We start from the raw sequence: 16,530 nt of genomic DNA on the forward strand, positions 1-16,530 counted from the left end.
CGGCTAAGGCGTGTGTCATGACCAGCGTCCTCGATCCCATCGCCCTGGCGCAAGCCCTGATCCGCTGCCCCTCGGTGACCCCCGCCGACGAGGGGGCCATGGACATCCTGCAGCGCACTCTGGAGGGACTGGGCTTCCGCTGCCGCCGGATGAAGTTCGGCGAGATCGAGAACCTCTACGCCCGCCGGGGGACGGCGCGGCCCAATCTCTGCTTCGCCGGCCATACCGACGTGGTGCCGGTCGGCGACGCGGGCGCCTGGAAGCAGGGGCCGTTCGAGGCCCAGGTCATCGACGGCCTGCTCTATGGCCGTGGCGCCGTGGACATGAAGAGCGCCATCGCCGCCTTCGCCAGCGCCGTGGCGGCGGTGGGGGATGTGCCCGGCTCGCTTAGCTTCCTGATCACCGGCGACGAAGAGGGCGTGGCGCTGGACGGCACGGCCAAAGTGGTTCAGCTCCTGGCCTCCAAGGACGAGGTCATCGACCATTGCGTGGTGGGCGAGCCGTCGTCCTCCGCCGAGCTGGGCGACATGATCAAGATCGGCCGGCGGGGCAGCCTCAACGCCTGGCTGACCGTCGACGGCCAGCAGGGCCACGTCGCCTATCCGCATCGGGCGGCCAACCCGATCCCGGTGATGATCGACCTCTTGGCCCGGCTGAAGGGCCGGGTGCTGGACGAGGGCTATGAGAGCTTCCAGCCCTCCAACCTGGAAGTCACCAATTTCGACGTCGGCAACACCGCCACCAACGTCATCCCGGCCCAGGCCGTGGCCCGCCTCAACATCCGCTTCAACCCGGCCCACAAGGGCGCCGACCTGATGGCCTGGATCGAGGACGAGGTCGCCAAGGCCGACGCGGCCTTCAAGGGGAAGGTATCGGTGCGGATGCTGCTCAGCGGCGAGGCCTTCCTGACCCCGCGCGGCGACTTCACCAGCCTGGTGGCCGAGGCGGCCAGGGCCGTGACCGGCCGCGAACCGGAACTGTCGACGACCGGCGGCACCTCGGACGCGCGGTTCATCCGCTCGCTGTGTCCCGTGGTCGAGTTCGGCCTGGTCGGGGCGACCATGCACATGGTCAACGAGTGCGCGCCGGTCGAGGAGATCCGGCAGCTGACGGCGATCTATCGCACGCTGATCGAACGGTATTTCGAGCGGTTCTCCTAACTCCGCCCACGTAGGGGGCGGACGGCCCGCCCGAGGCGCGCCTGCAGCGCGCCCGTGGCCGGCCCGGTGGGGGTGTTTGGGCGGGGACGGCGAAATTGCCGGCTTCGCTTGGGCGGGCTGCAAGACCCCCGAGCGCCAACGGTTACGTCCGCAGCCCTTGCCCGAAGACCCCCTCCTGACCGCGCTCTGGCGCGGTCGTCCTCCCCCTACGGGTGAGGAGTTAGTAGCTGACCCCCGTCAGGTACAACCCCTCCGCCGGCGCCACCGGCCCGCAGGCCTTGCGGTCCCGCGCCTCCAGCGCCGCCGTGACATCCTCGCCCGTCCAGCGCCCGGCCCCGACCTCGGCCAAGGTCCCGGTCATCGACCGGACCTGCCGATGCAGGAACGACCGCGAGGCGAAGTCCAGCAGCACATAGTCGCCCTCGCGCCGGACCGCCGCCAGGTCCAGCGTCTTCAGCGGGCTCTTGGCCTGGCACTGCATGTCGCGGAAGGTCGTGAAATCGTGGTGGCCGACCAGCCGCTGGGCCGCGGTGTGCATGGCCTCCGCGTCCAGCGGGTTCTTCACATGCCAGACCCGGCCCTGATCGAGCGCCGGCGGGCTCTTGCGGTTGAGGATGCGGTAGAGGTAGCGCCGCTCCTTGGCCGAGAAGCGGGCGTGCCAGTCGCCCACCGCCACCTCGGCCTCGAGAATGCTGATCGGCTCGGGGACCAGATGGGCGTTCAGCGCATCGCGGACCACCTCGGGCGGCCAGTCCTTGTCCAGGTCCATATGGATGACCTGGCCGGTGGCGTGGACCCCGGTATCGGTGCGGCCGGCCGCCTGCAGCCGCAGGTCCTGGCCGCAGAAGCCTTTCACCGCCCGCTCGATCGAGGCCTGGACGCTCGGCAGGTCGGCCTGGGCCTGGTAGCCGCGATAGGGCCGGCCGTCATACTCGATGGTCAGGCGGTAGCGGGGCATCAGACCAGGGCCGCGCCGGGGGTCAGCGGGAAGCCGCGCACGAAGTCGCCGGCGTCCTGGGCCGCCTTGCCCTCGCGCTGGGCCCGCAGCAGCCGCACGGCCCCCTCCCCGCAGGCGATCAGCAGATTATCGTCCAGCACGTCGCCGGGATCGCCCTCGCCGTCCTCCACCCGCGACAGCAGCGCCTTGACCCGCACATCGCCGGCCATGGTCCAGGCGCCGGGAAAGGGCGAGAGGCCCCGGATCTGGCGGTCCACCTCGACGGCCGGGCGGGACCAATCGATGCGGGCCTCGGCGGGCTTGATCTTGCGGGCATAGGTCATGCCCTCGGCCGCCTGGGGCGTTTCGACGGCGATCCCGGCCTCCAGCTGCGCCAGCGCCTGCGGCAACAGCCGCGCGCCCACGGCGGCCAGCCGGTCATGCATCGTCCCGGAGGTGTCGAGCGGGCCGATGCGGACGCTCTCGGAGAGCAGGATGGCGCCCTCGTCCAGACCCTCGCTCATCCGCATGACCTGGACGCCCGTGACCGTGTCGCCGGCCATCACCGCCCGCTGGATCGGGGCGGCGCCGCGCCAGCGGGGCAGCAGCGAGGCGTGCAGGTTGAAACAGCCCAGGCGCGGGGCGTCGAGCACTTCGCGCAAAAGTATCTGGCCGAAGGCCACCACCACGGCGGCGTCGAGCTCCAGGGCGGCGAAGGCGGCGATCTCCTCGGGCGCCTTCATCGAGACCGGCGTGCGCACCATCAGGCCATGCTTCTCGGCGAAGGCGTGCACCGGCGACGGGGTCAGCTGTTGACCCCGGCCGCGCGGCGCGGGGGGCTGGCTGTAGACACAGGCGATCTGGTGTCCGGCCTCGATCAGGGCGGCCAGGCTGGGGACGGCGAAATCGGGGGTGCCGAGGAAGGCGAGACGCATGGGCGGGGGTTTATCCTGGCCCGGGTCCGGCGGGAACCCGGACGATCACAGATCGTTGATATGGCGAAGTTTGGAGGAACCCATCATGCGTCACATCATCCTTATCGGTCTGGCGGTGGCGGGGGTCAGCCTGACCGCCTGTTCCAAGGAACACCAGAAGGAAGTCAGCGAGGGCGCCAGCGCCGCGGCGACCAAGATCGGCGACGCCGCCAAGGACATCGCCAGCGACCCCGAGGTCAAACAGGCCGGCTCGGCCATCGCCGACGCCGCCAAGGACGACGCCACGGCGGTCAAGGACGCGGTCGGCGACGCGGCCGACAAGACCTCCGAAGCGGCGGACAAGGCCGCGGCCGACGCCAAGGCCAAGGCTGACGCGGACAAGGCCAGGGACGCGGCTAAGAAATAGGCTTTCGGGGAAGGATCAGGCCGCCTTGTCCCGGGCGGCCTTCTTGACCTTGTTCACCGCCCGCTCGCGTTTCAGCCGCGAGAGGTGGTCGATGAACAGCACGCCCTTGAGGTGGTCCATCTCGTGCTGGATGCAGACGGCGAACAGGCCTTCGGCGTCCTCTTCCACCGCCTCGCCGGCATAGTTGAGGTATTTCAGCTTCACCTTCGCTGGCCGCTCGACCTCGTCATAGATTTCGGGGACCGACAGGCAGCCCTCCTCGTAGACGGCCAATTCGTCCGAGGCCCAGACGATCTCGGGATTGACGAAATAGCGCGGGGCCTTGGCGTCTTCCTCGCGGCTGATGTCCATGACGATCACCGAGACCGGCTCGCCGATCTGGACGGCGGCCAGGCCGATGCCGGGGGCCGCGTACATGGTCTCCAGCATGTCATCCATCAGCGCCCGCAGGTCGTCGGTGACGGCGGGAACGGGCTGGGAAACACGCTTGAGCACCGCCAGATCGGCGGCGTTATCGACGGTGAGGATGCGACGGGTAGCCATGAGCGGGGAGGTAGGTGAGCTAATCCCGACCGTCAAGGTGGGAGATTGCCGCCCTCAGCCGTAGCCGTTGACGATCAGATAGACACCGAGCAGCTGCCAGGCCAGCAGCGTCCCGCCGACGATCATCAGCCAGTAGGCGCTAAGCAGCGCCTTGCCTCGCTGGCGCAGCAGGGCCTCGAACCGCTCAGGATCGGCCGCCCGCTCGATGCGCGGGGCGCTGGCCGACTTGCCGATCAGCACGCCCGTGCGGCGGGCCCTGATCAGCTCCGGCCCCTGACGGAGCCACATGAACAGACCGGCCAGCAGGGCCCCGAGCGCGGCGATTATCCATATCATGGCGTCAGGCTAGCCTTCCGGTTCCGGCGGCGCCAGCTTGTTCAGCGTGCGCGCCGCCACTTCCACCGGTTCAAGCTGCGGCAGCTCCCGGCCCTCATGGTCGACCTTGAGGTCCTCGAAGCGGCGGGCCTGGGTCATCACCTGGGTTTCCAGCGAACCGACGAACTGGTTGTAGCGGCCCACGGCGCTCTCCAGCGCCTTGCCCATGCCGGCCACATGGCCGCCCATCACCGAGAGCCGCTTGTAGAGATCGCGGCCCAACTCGGCGACCTCGTCGGCGTTCTTGGCCTGCTCCTCGACCCGCCAGCCATAGGCGACGGCCTTGCAGAGGGCGAACAGGGTCGTGGGGGTGACGATCAGCACCCGCCGGCCCATGCCCTCGGTCAGCAGATCGGGCATGCGCTCCAGGGCGGCGGCCAGGAAACCGTCGCCGGCGATGAACATGGCCACGAAGTCGGGCGAGCGGTTGGTGACGAACTGGTCCCAGTAGGCCTTGCCGGCCAGGCCCTGCATGTGGCCGCGCACGCTCTGGGCGTGGCGGACCAGGGCCGCCTCGCGGGCGACGTCGTCGACGGCGTCCTGGGCCTCCATCCAGGCGGTCAGCGAACATTTGGCGTCGATGACGAACACCGCCCCGCCCGGCATGCGGACGGTGACGTCGGGCCGGCGGCGGCCCTCCTCGGTGTCCAGGCTGACCTGTTCGGTGAAGTCGAAATGGGCGTTGAGGCCGGCGGTCTCCAGCACGTTCTTCAGCGCCTGCTCGCCCCAGCGGCCCTGCACCCCCGCTCCGCGCCGCAGGGCGGTGGAGAGCTTGCGCGCCTCGACCTGGGTGTCGGCCGAGGCCTGCATCAGGGCGGCGATCTGGGCCTTCAGGCCGCCGCTGTCCTCGGCGCGGGACTTCTCGATGGCCTGCACCTGGGCCTCGAACTTGGCCAGGGTCTCGGCGACGGGCTTGAGCTGGGCTTCGAGCCGCTGCTGGACCAGCATCTCGCGGTTATGGATGGCTTCCTCGTTGCGCTTGAGCACCGCCTCGGCCACCGCGCCCGCCGACTGCTCGGCCTGGATCTGCAGCATCGCCTGGTTGGCCTGGGCCGCCTCCAGCCGCGCCTCGGCGGCATAGGCCCGCCGCTCGACCCTTCCCGAGCGCAGCCGCTCGAACACGGCCCAGCCGAGGGCCAGGGCGGCGAAGAGGATGGCGGCGATCAAGGCGGGGTTCATGCTCCGTTCCATAGGCGGAATCGGCGTGCTAGGCAAAAGCCATGACCGACTACATTCTCTACGGCCACCGCGAGAGCGGCCATTCCTACAAGGCCCGCCTGGCCCTGACCCTGCTGGGCCTTCCCCATGACTACCGCGAGGTCGAGGTCTTCCTGCCCCGCGAAGAGCGCCGCGCCGACTGGCGGGCGGTCAGTAAGTTCGGCGAGATCCCGGTGCTGGTCGCCGGCGGCAAGGCCATCGTGCAGTCCAACGCCATCCTGCTGCACCTGGCCCGCACCCACGGGGCGCTGGGCTGGGAGGTCGATCCCGACCGCCTGACCGAATGGCTGTTCTGGGAGGCCAACCGCATCGGCATCTCCCTGCCCAACCTGCGCTATGCGCTGATGTGGGAGCCGGACACCGAGCCGCGCGTGCTGGGCTGGCTGCGGCAGCGGATGCTGGCCGACCTGGCGCGGCTGGAGGGCGAATTCGCCGAGCGGCCCTTCCTGCTGGGAGACGCCGTCAGCGCCGCCGATCTCAGTTGCTGTGGCTACATGTTCTTCGCGGATCAGGCGGGGGTGGATCTAGGGGACTGGCCCGCCGTGGCGGCCTGGCTGGAGCGGATCAAGGCGCTTCCGGGGTGGAAGCATCCGTATGAGCTCATGATGTAACCAAAACCCGCTTCCCCAGCGAAAGCTGGGGCCCATGAGTGCGAGGACGAGCCTCGGCGGCGCAGGCTGATCTGCTCTCATGGACCCCAGCTTTCGCTGGGGACGCGGGAGGGAGGGGAGAGATAGATGGCCTTCTACGCCTACATCATGGCCAGCCGTCCGCATGGGACGCTCTACACCGGCCAGACCGACGACATTTCGCGTCGCGCCTGGCAGCATCGCGAAAAGGGCATGCCGGGCTTCACCAAGCGCTACGATGTCACGCGCCTGGTTTGGTACGAAGTCCACGACACCCGCGAAAGCGCCTGCCTAAGGGAACGGCAGATCAAGGCCTGGAAGCGGCGCTGGAAGATCGAACTGATCGAGGCCGAGAACCCGACCTGGCGGGACCTGTATGAGGAATTGAACAGCCTGCCGCCAGAACAGGCGCCGCTCGTGTTGACCGACAAGCCGATACCAGAACCCTAACCGCGCTTCCCCAGCGAAAGCTGGGGCCCATGAGGGAGGGGAAATTCTGCTCGGTCTGTGGAAGCGTTTCTGCGCTCATGGGCCCCAGCTTTCGCTGGGGAAGCGGAGAACAATTAGTGCCTCAACTACGCCGGCCGTCTCGCCCTAAGCGCCTGCGCAATGGTCCCGTCGTCCAGCCAGTCGAGATCCCCTCCCACCGGCACCCCTCGCGCCAGCATCGTCACCGACACCCCCGAAGGTCCCAGCCGTTCGGCCAGGTAGTGGGCGGTGGTCTGGCCGTCGACGGTGGCCGGCAGGGCCAGGATGACCTCGCGGACCTCACCGTTGCCGGCCCGGCGCAGCAGGTCTTCGACCCGCAACCGTTCGGGACCGATCCCATCGAGCGCCGAGAGCAGCCCGCCCAGCACGTGGTAGCGGCCGCGGAAGGCGCTGGCCCGCTCCATGGCCCAGATCGAGCCGACTTCCTCGACCACGCAGATCAGGCTCTGGTCGCGGGTGTTGTCCGAGCAGATGGCGCAGGGGTCGGAGGTGTCCAGAGAGCCGCAGACCGAGCAGGTCCGCACCCGGTCGCGCGCCTCGGCGATGGCCACGGCCAGCGGATTCAGCAGCTGCTCGCGCTTCTTGAGCAGGGTGAGCGCCGCCCGCCTGGCCGAACGCGGTCCCAGTCCCGGCAGCTTGGCCAGCAGGCTGATCAACCGTTCGATCTCAGGTCCGGCGGACGCGGCCATGCGTCAGGGGGTCGCCGGCGTCGGGGCGGGAGGCGGAACGCGGGTCACCTGGCTGTAGACCAGCTTCCAGGTCCCATCGCGCCTGGCCCAGACGTCGGAGAAGCGAAAGGTCTGGCAGAAATGCTTGCCGCCGTCGGTCCCGCAGAAATCGACCAGCCCGCCGGTGATGGCCCCATCGGCCCAGACCTTGTCGATCTTCTCACGCACGGTGAACGGGTCGAGCTTGAAGCCCGGGGCGGTGAAGTCGGCGATGAACTGGGCCTTGTCCTCGACATTGGCCCCGCCGCCGATCAGCCGGTAGTCGTCGGCCAGGATACGCCCCAGCGCCGCGCCGTCCCCGTCGATCTGGGCCTTGTCGAAGGCGTCGGAGACCGCCGCCAGGTCCGGCGGCAGGGTATCGGCCGCGTAGGCGGCGGGCGCGAGCGCCAGCAGGGCGAGGGTCGCCAGGAGCTTAATCATCGATTTGTCCCTCAGAACGGCATGCCCGGGATCTTCATCCCGGCCAGCGGCCCGGCCGCCTGGCGCATCATCTCGGCCGATTCCGCGTCCAGCTTCTTCTTGGCGTCGGCATGGGCGGCGACCAGCAGGTCCGAAATCACCTCGCCTTCGCCGGGAACCAGCAGGCTCTCGTCCAGCTCGACCGAGACGAGTTCGCCCGTCCCCTTCAGCGTGACCTTGACCATGCCGCCGCCGGAGGTCCCCTCGACGCGGAGGTCAGCCAGCCGTTCCTGAGCCTCGGCCAGTTTCTGCTGCATCGCCTGGGCCTGTTTCATCAGGCCGCCCAGATCCTTCATCACGCTACTCGCTGTCTCGATTGAACAAACCGGCCGAGGCCATCATGTCCCGCGCCTGCTCGGGGTTGGCGGTGATGAACTGGTCGAAGGCCTCCAGCTCGGACGGCACATACCAGTGGATCTTGTCGGTGTGATAGGCGGACCAGACCGCCTCGGCCACGGCGCGGGGCGGGGTCAGGCGCCACATGCCCTCGGTCGGCGCGTTCACCTTGGCTTCCGGCGGCAGGATGGGGGTGTCGATCAGGCCCGGCAGGGTGTCGGCGACCCGCACGCCATGCGCCTTCAACTCGACCGACAGCGCCTCGGTGAAGCCCTTCACCGCATGCTTGGTGGCCGAATAGACGGCGATATTGGCCATGCCGAAGATGGCCGACGAGGACGAGGTCGAAAAGCACAGCGAGCCGGGCGTCGCCTTCAGATAGGGGATGGCCAGGTGGACGCCCGAGAGCACCGCCACCAGGTTGATGTTGACCACCGCCATGGCCTCTTCCCAGGGCATGTCCGAGAAGGGCCCGCCCCGGCCGATGCCGGCGTTGTTGAACATGATGTCCAGCCGCCCGCCGCTGGCCTCGACGAAACCCTCCAGCGTGCCGCGATAGGCCTCGCGGTCGGTGACATCGAGGGTGCGGATATAGCTGTTCTGGCTGCCCAGTTCCTGTTCCAGGCTTTTAAGCCCCTCGACATTGACGTCGACCCCGCCGACGAACCAGCCGTTGGCGTGGAACAGGCGGGCGGTTTCCAGGCCCATGCCCGAGGCGGCGCCAGTGATGAAGATGGCCTTGCGCGGTTCGCTCACTCGTCGGTTTCCGTATCTGCTTCTTCAGGGGCCGCTTCGACCTCGACGGCCGGGGCATGGCGGATTTCGACGATCTCGGCCCCGGGGAAGGCGTCCATGACCGTGCGCACGAAGGGGTCCGCCTCGATCTCGGCCCGCATCTCGCGGCCCTCGCGCTTCTGGCGCTCCCAGGCCGTCTCGGCCCCGCCGCCGCCCTCGGCCGCCACCAGCCAGGGCTGGCCGGTCCAGGTCTTCAGCGCCTTGACCAGCCGCCCGGCCAGGTTCGAGGGCGCGCCGGGGGCCGGCTCGAAGGTGATGGCGCCGGGCCGGAAACTGATCGGGCGCATGTAGCGGTCGACGTCCAGCTTGAGGCCGATATCGCGGCGGGCCTCGATGAGCTTGAGGACGTCGTCGAAGCTGGCCAGGACGGGCGTGGTCTCCTGGGCCGGACGCGGCGTGGGCTGCACCATGCGGGCCTGGGCGAAGCCGCCGCCCGCGCCAACACCGCCGCCGCCGCTGGACGGCGCCGGGGACTGTCCGCCCCCGCCGCCGCCGACGGGTTCGCCGTCGCGCAGCGCCTTCAGCGCCTCCTCGGGCCCCGGCAGGTCGGCCGCGTAGCAGAGCCGGATGATGGCCATCTCGGCCGCCGCCGACGGATCGGGCGCGCGGCGCACCTCGTCATGGGCCTTGAGCAGCATCTGCCAGAGCCGCGACAGCGTGCCCGCCGAGGCCAGGGCCCCGACCCCGGCCAGGCGCGCGGCCTGGTCCTTGGGCAGGGTCAGGGCTTCCGGTCCCAGCGCCTTGGCGACCGACGAGCCGTGGCAGTGTTCCAACAGGTCGAGCATGACCTGGGCCGGGTCGGCGCCGAACCCCCACAGGGCCTTGAAGCTGGCCAGGGCGTTGGCGGTCTCGCCGCGCATGACCTGTTCGAACAGGGCGATGGTCTGGGCCCGGTCGGCCAGGCCCAGCATGTCGCGCACCACGGCGGCCGAGACGATCTGGCCCGCATCCGCCTGGACGATGGCCTGGTCGAGCAGCGACAGCCCATCGCGCACCGAGCCTTCGGCCGCCCGGGCCAGCAAGGCCAGGCCGTCCTGGTCGATCCGCGCGCCTTCGAGGGAGGCGATCTTGTCCAGGTGGGCCGCGAGGATGTCGGGCTCGACGCGCCGCAGGTCGAAGCGCTGGCAGCGCGACAGGATGGTCACCGGCACCTTGCGGATCTCGGTGGTGGCGAAGATGAACTTGGCGTGCGGCGGCGGCTCTTCCAGGGTCTTGAGCAGCGCATTGAACGCCGCGGTCGAGAGCATGTGCACTTCGTCGATGACATAGACCTTGTAGCGCGCCTCGGTCGGGGCATAGCGCACCCCGTCCAGCAACTCGCGCATCTCGTCGACCTTGGTGCGGCTGGCGGCGTCCAGTTCCAGCACGTCCATGTGCCGCCCGTCGATGATGGCCGCGCAGTGGCGGCCCTCCTTGCCCAGCTCCAGGCTGGGCTGGTGGACGACCTCGGTCTCGTAGTTCAGGGCCCGGGCCAGCAGGCGGGCGGTGGTGGTCTTGCCCACCCCGCGCACCCCGGTCAGCATGAAGGCGTGGGCGATCCGCCCCGAGGCGAAGGCGTTGGTCAGGGTCCGGACCATGGCCTCCTGGCCGATCAGGTCCTCGAAAGTGCGCGGCCGGTATTTGCGGGCCAGCACGGTATAGGCCGCCCCCGCCACGGGGACGGGCGCGAGCGGCTCGGCGGGCGCGCCGAACATGTCATCGGTGGCGGTGTCGCGCTCCGGCGGGTCTTCGTCGAGCGCGAGGTCGTCTTCGTCGGCCATGGACTCGCAACCTAGAACACCCTGGCAACGGGCAAAAGCCCGCCGACCGGCCGGCGCATCACTTTAAACTGTGGGGAAGGGTGGAGACCGGCAACGACCCGGAGCGAAACTCGTTGTGGCTGCTTCCTTCCGGACCTGACCAGGTTGGCGAGGCGTCCGCCCATCGCCGATCTCCGAGCGGGTATATCGGGGATTGCGCGGCCAGAAGCAAGGGCGGGCCATGCCAGGCGATGCGCGACTAAGTAGTCTCCCCTAGGAGAAATCCCGGAATTTCTCGCAACGGGCGAGTGATCTAGGCTTTGTTCATGGGCCACAGACCGTGGCGTCGGGGCAGATCGCACATGGCCTCAGTCTATCTTCCTCGACCCGAGTCCTGGTGGACCGCCCTCAAGCGCCGCTGGGCCGAACGCCGCGCCAGCCAGCGCCGCCGCCGCCAGGCCGCCGCCGCGGCGATCGTCACCGCCTGCTGGCCCGAGCGCCGGCCCCCGGCGCGAGCCGTCACGGAACGCCGGACCGCCCCGCCGGAAAATTGATCTCGAACGTCACGCCCGACGGATCGACCACGAACACCTGCAACAGGCCCAGCCCCGGCACGGTCCGCTCGGTCCAGGCCGTCCCGGTCGCCTCGCAGCGGGCCTTGAGCGCGGGCCAGTCGTCCGCTTCCAGGGCGATGTGGTCGATGGCCCCGCTGCCGTTCAGGGCGGCCTCGGCCCGGTCGCCCAGATAGCGGACAAGGCCCGCCTTGTCGGCCGGATCGACCCCGATCAGATGGATGAAGGCGTTGTCGGGGTTGTCGTCGCTGCCCGCCGGATAAATCCACAGGCCCGGGAAGTCGAACGGCGGCCGATAGCCGGCGCGCAGGCCCAGCACCTCGACGAAGAACCGGCGCGAGCCTTCCAGGTCGGGCGTGCGGATGGCGTTGTGGGCCAGGCGGGTGATGCTCATGGCCTGACTGTCGCGCAGGATGGCCGCGCGGGCCAGATGAAGTTCAAACGAAACGACCCGAACCCGCGCCTGTCGCCAGGCGCGGGCCGGTCGTTTGCGTAGAGGTCCTTTGCGCGCGGCCGGTCCAGGGCCGCGCCTCCGTCACATCAGGTGGCGGTGACCTTGTCGGCGCGGCAGACGTTGACGTTGGCGAAGGTCTGTTCGTAGCTGTCGCTGAACTGGACCTTCACGTCATAGAAGCAGCTGGCGCCCTCGCCCAGCGAGAAGCTGGTCGTCTCGCCCGGGTCGACCGGCGAGTTGAGCGTGGCCGGCGTCCAGGCGTCGTTCTTGTCGCCCGCCAGGGCCGTCCAGACGCGCTGGATCGAGACCGAGCCATTGGAATTATAGAGATAGAAGATGCGGTCTTCACGGGCCGACGCCGGCAGGGCGGGCGCCAGGAAGGCCAGGGCGAGAACGGCCGCGGCGGCGGCGCGGCTAAACCGGGTACGCATAATGTTCATGGTCGATGACCCCTACAACGGTGGGGATTGGTCCGCATGATCCCCAAGACATGCAGGAAGCAGGATGTCCCTCCTAAGCCCCCCTGTTCCGTATTTCGAAGGATCGCCCGCGTTTGACGGGAGGTCCAGAATATTCGCGCGTTGCAAGGCGCGCTTAGTCTCCAACTCAACTCAGTTCGGCAAGGTCGGCCATGAATGTGCCGCATTTGCGGGCGGGCTGCGACCCAAGAAAAGGGGGCATCGCGGCCCGGTCAGAGGTCGGCCAGCAGGGTCGCCAGCCCCGCGCCCATGGCGTCCGTGAGAAAGACGGCGGAATGGCCGCCCCCCGGCAGGATCGCCAGCCGCTGACGGGGCGCCGAAAGGTCCGCCAGCCAGGTCTCCAGGGCCGTGGTCGGCGTGTAGAGGTCGGCCTCCCCTTGCAGGAACAGCAACGGCCGCTCGAACCGCCGCCCCAGGTCATCGGCGTCGAAGCCGGCGATATCGGCCCGCAGCCGCGCGAAGGCCGTCATGGCCCGCACGCGGGGGTCCTGGCCGGCCGGCGGGGGCGGCAGGCGGGTCAGCACCGCCAGCTCGGCGGCGGTGAGCGTCCCGGCATGGCGGGACCAGACCGCGTCGGCGGCGACATCCGGCCAGGGCGGCGGCCCCAGGGCCAGCAGCTCGGCCACCGCCGCCGCGTCCCCGGCGGCGCGCAGGCGGTCCAGGGTCAGGCCATAGCTGGCGGCCTGCTGGCGCGGCCAGTGGAAGATCTGGCCCTGGCCGGCATAGGCGGCGAACAGGTCGGGCCGGCGGGCCAGCATCGACAGGCCGATGATGGAGCCGCCCGAAATGCCCAGCGGAATCAGCGGCGCGGCGGGCAGCCGGCCGCGCAACTGAAGGGCCAGGGCCAGGCCATCGGCGATCAGCCGTTCCAGCGACAGCGGATCGTCCTCGCCGTGGCGATCGGCGGTGCGGCCGGCGCCGGGCTGGTCCCAATGGGCCAGGGTGAACCGCCGCTCCCAGGGCGCGAACAGCTCGGCCAGCGCGCTGAACGCCACGCCGGGACCGGACAGCACCAGCAGGACGGGATTGGCGGTGTCATCGCCGCGCAGGGTCACCCACTGCTGGGCGCCGTTGAGGGTGACGAAGCCGGCTTCATTCACGGGGTGGGACATGAGGGTTCTCCTTGGGCCTGGGCCAAAGGAAACCCCCCGCCGGCGGCCGGCGGGGGGTCAATCGAGTTGAGATTGCTGGCTGGCGGGCCGCCCGTCAAGCTTCGGCGAGCGCCAGCGGATTGGGCTTCGGCTCGGCGACCCTGTGCAGGGTGTTGCGGTCGGTGTGGTGGAAGGGGCCATCGCGGCCCAGCACCTGCAGGACGGTGTCCTCGAAATAGGACCAGGTCCCGTCGTCGTTGAAGGTCACCCGCATGTGGAAGCTGTCGGTGCGGAAGGCGTGTTCCAGGAAGGGCGTCGAACAGATGCCGGCCTCGGTCGAGCCGCGCGTGGCGTTCACCTCGAAGGTGTCGGCGTCGGCGCCCGCATTGCCCTTGGCCAGCACGACCTGGCCGCGCGGGATGGTCAGGCTGTGAAAGATGTCGCCGCTCGCCCGGTCCCAGAGCCAGTAGCCGACCTGGTCGTGATAGGTCTCGACCTCGCCCGGCTTGACGATGTGGGTGTGGTAGCGAAGGCCGTAGAGCACCTGCGGTCCGTTCGACTGCGGGTCGATGGGCTGCAGGTCGATGCGCTCGACATAGACCTGCCGGCGCTGGCCGTCGGTGAACGGGTTGACGTCCAGGCCCTTGGTCCCTTCCCACACCCCCGCCAGCCGGCGCAGGGGCCCCAGGTTGGCCAGGGTGTCGACATCGAGGTCGTCCTGCTCGGTGAAGATGTCCTCGGGATAGTCGCTCATGATTTTCGCCTGCCTCGCCCCGACTGCTTTATCTGGCCCTGGATTTGTGTGCGGCCGGCGTCGGCGTCAAGCGATGCTTGCCAGCTTCCCTTAGCCCGGCCATGAAGCGTCCATGCCTCTGACCGCCTTCACCAACACCTTCGCCGGCAACCCCCTGGACCGCGCCAGCGACAAGCGCGGCGACGTCCAGTGGCTGGGCGAGAAGCTGGCCGATCCCGACAGCCTGGCCATCGCCATCTGGAACGGCCAGCCCATGGTGGAGGGCGGCAAGGACGAACCGCGCATCGCCTATATCCGCGCCAGCCTGGCCGGCGAGCTGTCTGGCAATGGCGAGGCCCTGCTGTTCCTGGGCCTGTGGAAGGACACCGCCGTCTTCGCCGTCGACCTGGCCGACGGGACCGACCCGGCCGATGGCGGGCCGCTGGATGGCCTGGGCAGGTTCGTCGACCTGCGCGGGGTGGCCACCGCCCTCCCCCCTGCCGACGCCGCCATCATCGCCACCGCCAAGGGCATGTTCGAGTGGCGCCGCCGCCACCGCTATTGCGCCAACTGCGGCCAGCCCAGCCATCCGGCCGAAGGCGGCTGGAAGAGAGTGTGCGACACCTGCAAGGTCGAGCACTTCCCGCGCACCGACCCGGTGGTGATCATGCTGCCGGCCAAGGGCGAGAAGTGCCTGCTGGGCCGCCAGGCCATCTGGCCCAAGGGCATGTATTCGGCCCTGGCCGGCTTCCTGGAGCCCGGCGAGAGCATCGAGGAGGCCTGCGCCCGCGAACTGAAGGAAGAGGCCGGCCTCTCCACCGCCAGCGTCCGCTATCACTCGACCCAGCCCTGGCCCTATCCGTCCTCGCTGATGATCGGGCTGATCGCCGAGGTCGAGAACGACGACGCCACGCCCAGCGACACCGAGCTGGAGGCCGTGCGCTGGTTCACCCGTGACGAGGCCAAGGCCCTGCTGGCCGGCTCGCTCCCCGGCCTGTTCTGCCCGCCGAAGCTGGCGATCGCCCACCAGCTGCTGAAGGCCTGGGCGGAAGAGGGTTAGTCCTCCGGCTTCGTCGAACTGACCATCGCCTGCAGCCGCTCCAGGAAGGCGTCCTTCACATCCCGCGCGAAGGGGTTTTCCGCCTCGATTGCGCGGAACAGGTCGTCGGAGTCGTCCTTGATGACATTCACCATGTTCATCAGGTGGTCGAAGGTCGGCGTCGTCTGGCGCATGCGTTCGGGCAGTTTCAGCCCCACGATCGAGCGGCCGATCAGGTGGGTCAGGCCCTGGACATAGGCCATCTCGCGGTCATGGCGCTCGGGGTTGGTGACGACCGCCTTCAACCCCAGCTCGCGGCGCAGGAACAGGGCCACCTCGGCCATCCGCCGGCCCCGGATGTTGAGCACCGAGACCACCAGGCCATGGATGCCCTTGGCGCCGGAGTTGGGCCCGAACAGCGGGTGGATGGAGACGATGTCCATCCCCGGGGGGGCGTATTTCAGCAGGGCGGCGGTCGGCTTCACCTTGACCGAGCAGACGTCCATCAACAGGGCGTCGGGCCGCAGGAAGGGCGCGACCTCCTGGACGACGGCGGCCAGCTTCTGAACCGGCACGGCCAGCACCACGATGTCCTGAGCCGCGGTCTCCTCCAGCGAGCCGGCGCGGACGCGGTAGCGGTCTTCCAGCGGGGAAAGGTCGCGGAAGGGATCATGGATGACGACGTCGAAATAGGGCGTCACATGCTTGAGCATGAACTCCCCGAACGCCCCGATCCCGATAATGCCCAGCGATCTCGCCATCACCCGCTCCGTTTCGCCTCCCGCCTAGGCGGCGCGGCGGCGCGCGGCAAGGTGAAACTCGCTATCGATTGAGCAGCGCGCAGGCCTCGATCAGCGCCCAGGCGATCAGCACCAGGGTCGAGGCGGCGAAGACCAGGAAGCGCAGATTGACGATATTGACCGTGCCCTGCACCAGGCTGTGGATCACCCGCAGGCCGACATAGGCCCAGGCCAGGCCGCAGGTCAGCGGGCCCACCCCGGCGGTCAGATAGGTGTAGACGGCCAGGGCGTAGAAGATGGTCGGCTGCTCGAACAGGTGGTTGTAGTTGTCGGCCACCTGCCGGACGTTGTCGGGCAACACGTCGAGCGAGCCTGGAAACCGCGCGTCCTGCGGCGGGATTTTCGCCTTGAGCATGGCCGGGATGCGGGTGGCGTACATCCACACCCAGACCACCAGCGACCACAGGATCAGCGCCAGCACCGGCGCCAGCACGTTCGGCTCATTCAGGAAATTCATCGCGCCCTCCCCGGCGTTGATTACGGGGAGTCTAGAGAAGGTGACGTGGGGGTGTGAAGTCTTCTCTTCCCCCTTCCTCCTCGATGGAGGAAGGGCGGGGATGGTGGTGGTGGCACAGCGTTTCCGGAAGCACGCGGGGAGGCGCCCACGCCACCC

At 69.2% G+C, this 16,530-nt stretch carries 22 protein-coding genes and 1 other RNA gene; 6 read left to right on the forward strand and 17 right to left on the reverse strand.

All coding sequences use genetic code 11. From position 1 onward, the window contains the following. The first annotated feature begins 17 nt into the window (after positions 1-17). The gene (gene dapE, locus QO010_RS20955; protein WP_307352488.1) at positions 18-1,160 is read left to right on the forward strand and encodes a succinyl-diaminopimelate desuccinylase; all 1,143 of its coding nucleotides are present in this window, start codon (positions 18-20) and stop codon (positions 1,158-1,160) included. 220 nt (positions 1,161-1,380) lie between these two features. On the opposite strand, the gene truA is transcribed toward dapE, so the two are convergent. Next, entirely contained in the window at positions 1,381-2,118 is a 738-nt protein-coding gene (gene truA, locus QO010_RS20960; protein ID WP_307352490.1) for a tRNA pseudouridine(38-40) synthase TruA, read from the reverse strand. Further along, positions 2,118-3,032 (reverse strand): methionyl-tRNA formyltransferase, encoded by a 915-nt coding sequence (fmt, locus tag QO010_RS20965; protein WP_307352492.1) that lies wholly within the window; start codon positions 3,030-3,032, stop codon positions 2,118-2,120. The genes truA and fmt overlap by 1 nt, the downstream gene beginning before the upstream one ends. A gap of 85 nt (positions 3,033-3,117) precedes the next feature. On the opposite strand from fmt, the gene QO010_RS20970 reads away from it, so the two are divergent. Then, on the forward strand, positions 3,118-3,438 hold the full coding sequence (locus QO010_RS20970; RefSeq protein WP_307352495.1) for a cell surface protein: 321 nt from the start codon (positions 3,118-3,120) through the stop codon (positions 3,436-3,438). A gap of 15 nt (positions 3,439-3,453) precedes the next feature. On the opposite strand, the gene def is transcribed toward QO010_RS20970, so the two are convergent. The 3 genes from def to QO010_RS20985 are packed head-to-tail and all read right to left on the reverse strand — an operon-like array spanning position 3,454 to position 5,535. Continuing rightward, positions 3,454-3,981, reverse strand: a complete 528-nt coding sequence (gene def / locus QO010_RS20975; protein WP_307352497.1) for a peptide deformylase — start codon at positions 3,979-3,981, stop codon at positions 3,454-3,456. Between the two features lie 54 nt (positions 3,982-4,035). Next, positions 4,036-4,317: a hypothetical protein gene (locus QO010_RS20980; RefSeq protein WP_307352499.1), complete on the reverse strand. Its 282-nt coding sequence runs from the start codon at positions 4,315-4,317 to the stop codon at positions 4,036-4,038. Between the two features lie 9 nt (positions 4,318-4,326). Beyond that, the gene (locus tag QO010_RS20985) at positions 4,327-5,535 is read right to left on the reverse strand and encodes a DNA recombination protein RmuC (protein ID WP_307352502.1); all 1,209 of its coding nucleotides are present in this window, start codon (positions 5,533-5,535) and stop codon (positions 4,327-4,329) included. Positions 5,536-5,576: 41 nt separating this feature from the next. Here QO010_RS20985 and QO010_RS20990 point away from each other — a divergent pair, with 41 nt between their 5' ends. Both QO010_RS20990 and QO010_RS20995 read left to right on the forward strand, forming a co-directional pair. Continuing rightward, the gene (locus QO010_RS20990; protein WP_307352505.1) at positions 5,577-6,185 is read left to right on the forward strand and encodes a glutathione S-transferase family protein; all 609 of its coding nucleotides are present in this window, start codon (positions 5,577-5,579) and stop codon (positions 6,183-6,185) included. 126 nt (positions 6,186-6,311) lie between these two features. Continuing rightward, complete coding sequence (locus QO010_RS20995; protein ID WP_307352509.1) at positions 6,312-6,653, forward strand: GIY-YIG nuclease family protein; 342 nt, start codon at positions 6,312-6,314, stop codon at positions 6,651-6,653. A 125-nt stretch (positions 6,654-6,778) separates the two neighbouring features. On the opposite strand, the gene recR is transcribed toward QO010_RS20995, so the two are convergent. From recR to ffs, 6 genes are all read right to left on the reverse strand, one after another. Next, on the reverse strand, positions 6,779-7,381 hold the full coding sequence (recR, locus tag QO010_RS21000; RefSeq protein ID WP_307352511.1) for a recombination mediator RecR: 603 nt from the start codon (positions 7,379-7,381) through the stop codon (positions 6,779-6,781). Between the two features lie 3 nt (positions 7,382-7,384). Beyond that, the gene (locus tag QO010_RS21005; protein ID WP_307352514.1) at positions 7,385-7,840 is read right to left on the reverse strand and encodes a nuclear transport factor 2 family protein; all 456 of its coding nucleotides are present in this window, start codon (positions 7,838-7,840) and stop codon (positions 7,385-7,387) included. An 11-nt stretch (positions 7,841-7,851) separates the two neighbouring features. Beyond that, complete coding sequence (locus QO010_RS21010; RefSeq protein ID WP_307352517.1) at positions 7,852-8,175, reverse strand: YbaB/EbfC family nucleoid-associated protein; 324 nt, start codon at positions 8,173-8,175, stop codon at positions 7,852-7,854. Between the two features lie 4 nt (positions 8,176-8,179). After that, complete coding sequence (locus tag QO010_RS21015; RefSeq protein ID WP_307352518.1) at positions 8,180-8,971, reverse strand: SDR family oxidoreductase; 792 nt, start codon at positions 8,969-8,971, stop codon at positions 8,180-8,182. Continuing rightward, the gene (locus tag QO010_RS21020; protein ID WP_307352519.1) at positions 8,968-10,770 is read right to left on the reverse strand and encodes a DNA polymerase III subunit gamma/tau; all 1,803 of its coding nucleotides are present in this window, start codon (positions 10,768-10,770) and stop codon (positions 8,968-8,970) included. The genes QO010_RS21015 and QO010_RS21020 overlap by 4 nt, the downstream gene beginning before the upstream one ends. 79 nt (positions 10,771-10,849) lie before the next feature. Then, an RNA gene (gene ffs / locus QO010_RS21025) (signal recognition particle sRNA small type) lies at positions 10,850-10,945 on the reverse strand. A gap of 166 nt (positions 10,946-11,111) precedes the next feature. Here ffs and QO010_RS21030 point away from each other — a divergent pair. Beyond that, positions 11,112-11,303: a hypothetical protein gene (locus tag QO010_RS21030; protein WP_307352520.1), complete on the forward strand. Its 192-nt coding sequence runs from the start codon at positions 11,112-11,114 to the stop codon at positions 11,301-11,303. Here QO010_RS21030 and QO010_RS21035 read toward each other — a convergent pair. From QO010_RS21035 to QO010_RS21050, 4 genes are all read right to left on the reverse strand, one after another. Further along, positions 11,269-11,715, reverse strand: a complete 447-nt coding sequence (locus tag QO010_RS21035; RefSeq protein ID WP_307352521.1) for a VOC family protein — start codon at positions 11,713-11,715, stop codon at positions 11,269-11,271. The genes QO010_RS21030 and QO010_RS21035 overlap by 35 nt on opposite strands. Positions 11,716-11,861: 146 nt before the next feature. Beyond that, positions 11,862-12,206, reverse strand: coding sequence for a hypothetical protein (locus QO010_RS21040; protein ID WP_307352522.1), 345 nt, complete (start codon positions 12,204-12,206; stop codon positions 11,862-11,864). 260 nt (positions 12,207-12,466) lie between these two features. Continuing rightward, positions 12,467-13,366, reverse strand: a complete 900-nt coding sequence (locus QO010_RS21045) for an alpha/beta fold hydrolase (protein ID WP_307352523.1) — start codon at positions 13,364-13,366, stop codon at positions 12,467-12,469. A gap of 94 nt (positions 13,367-13,460) precedes the next feature. Beyond that, positions 13,461-14,099 (reverse strand): FABP family protein, encoded by a 639-nt coding sequence (locus QO010_RS21050; RefSeq protein WP_307352524.1) that lies wholly within the window; start codon positions 14,097-14,099, stop codon positions 13,461-13,463. A 112-nt stretch (positions 14,100-14,211) separates the two neighbouring features. Here QO010_RS21050 and nudC point away from each other — a divergent pair, with 112 nt between their 5' ends. After that, the gene (gene nudC, locus QO010_RS21055) at positions 14,212-15,138 is read left to right on the forward strand and encodes an NAD(+) diphosphatase (protein ID WP_307352525.1); all 927 of its coding nucleotides are present in this window, start codon (positions 14,212-14,214) and stop codon (positions 15,136-15,138) included. Here the strand turns inward: nudC and QO010_RS21060 are convergent. Together QO010_RS21060 and QO010_RS21065 are read right to left on the reverse strand one after the other, a co-directional pair. Continuing rightward, positions 15,135-15,878: a prephenate dehydrogenase/arogenate dehydrogenase family protein gene (locus QO010_RS21060; protein ID WP_307352526.1), complete on the reverse strand. Its 744-nt coding sequence runs from the start codon at positions 15,876-15,878 to the stop codon at positions 15,135-15,137. The two genes, nudC and QO010_RS21060, sit on opposite strands and share 4 nt — an antisense overlap. 61 nt (positions 15,879-15,939) lie before the next feature. Continuing rightward, a complete protein-coding gene (locus QO010_RS21065; protein WP_307352527.1) occupies positions 15,940-16,374 on the reverse strand; it encodes an MAPEG family protein in 435 nt (144 codons plus the stop codon). Between the last annotated feature and the right edge of the window lie 156 nt (positions 16,375-16,530).

Source organism: Caulobacter ginsengisoli (assembly GCF_030814835.1).
GTDB classification, from domain to species: Bacteria; Pseudomonadota; Alphaproteobacteria; order Caulobacterales; family Caulobacteraceae; genus Caulobacter; species Caulobacter ginsengisoli.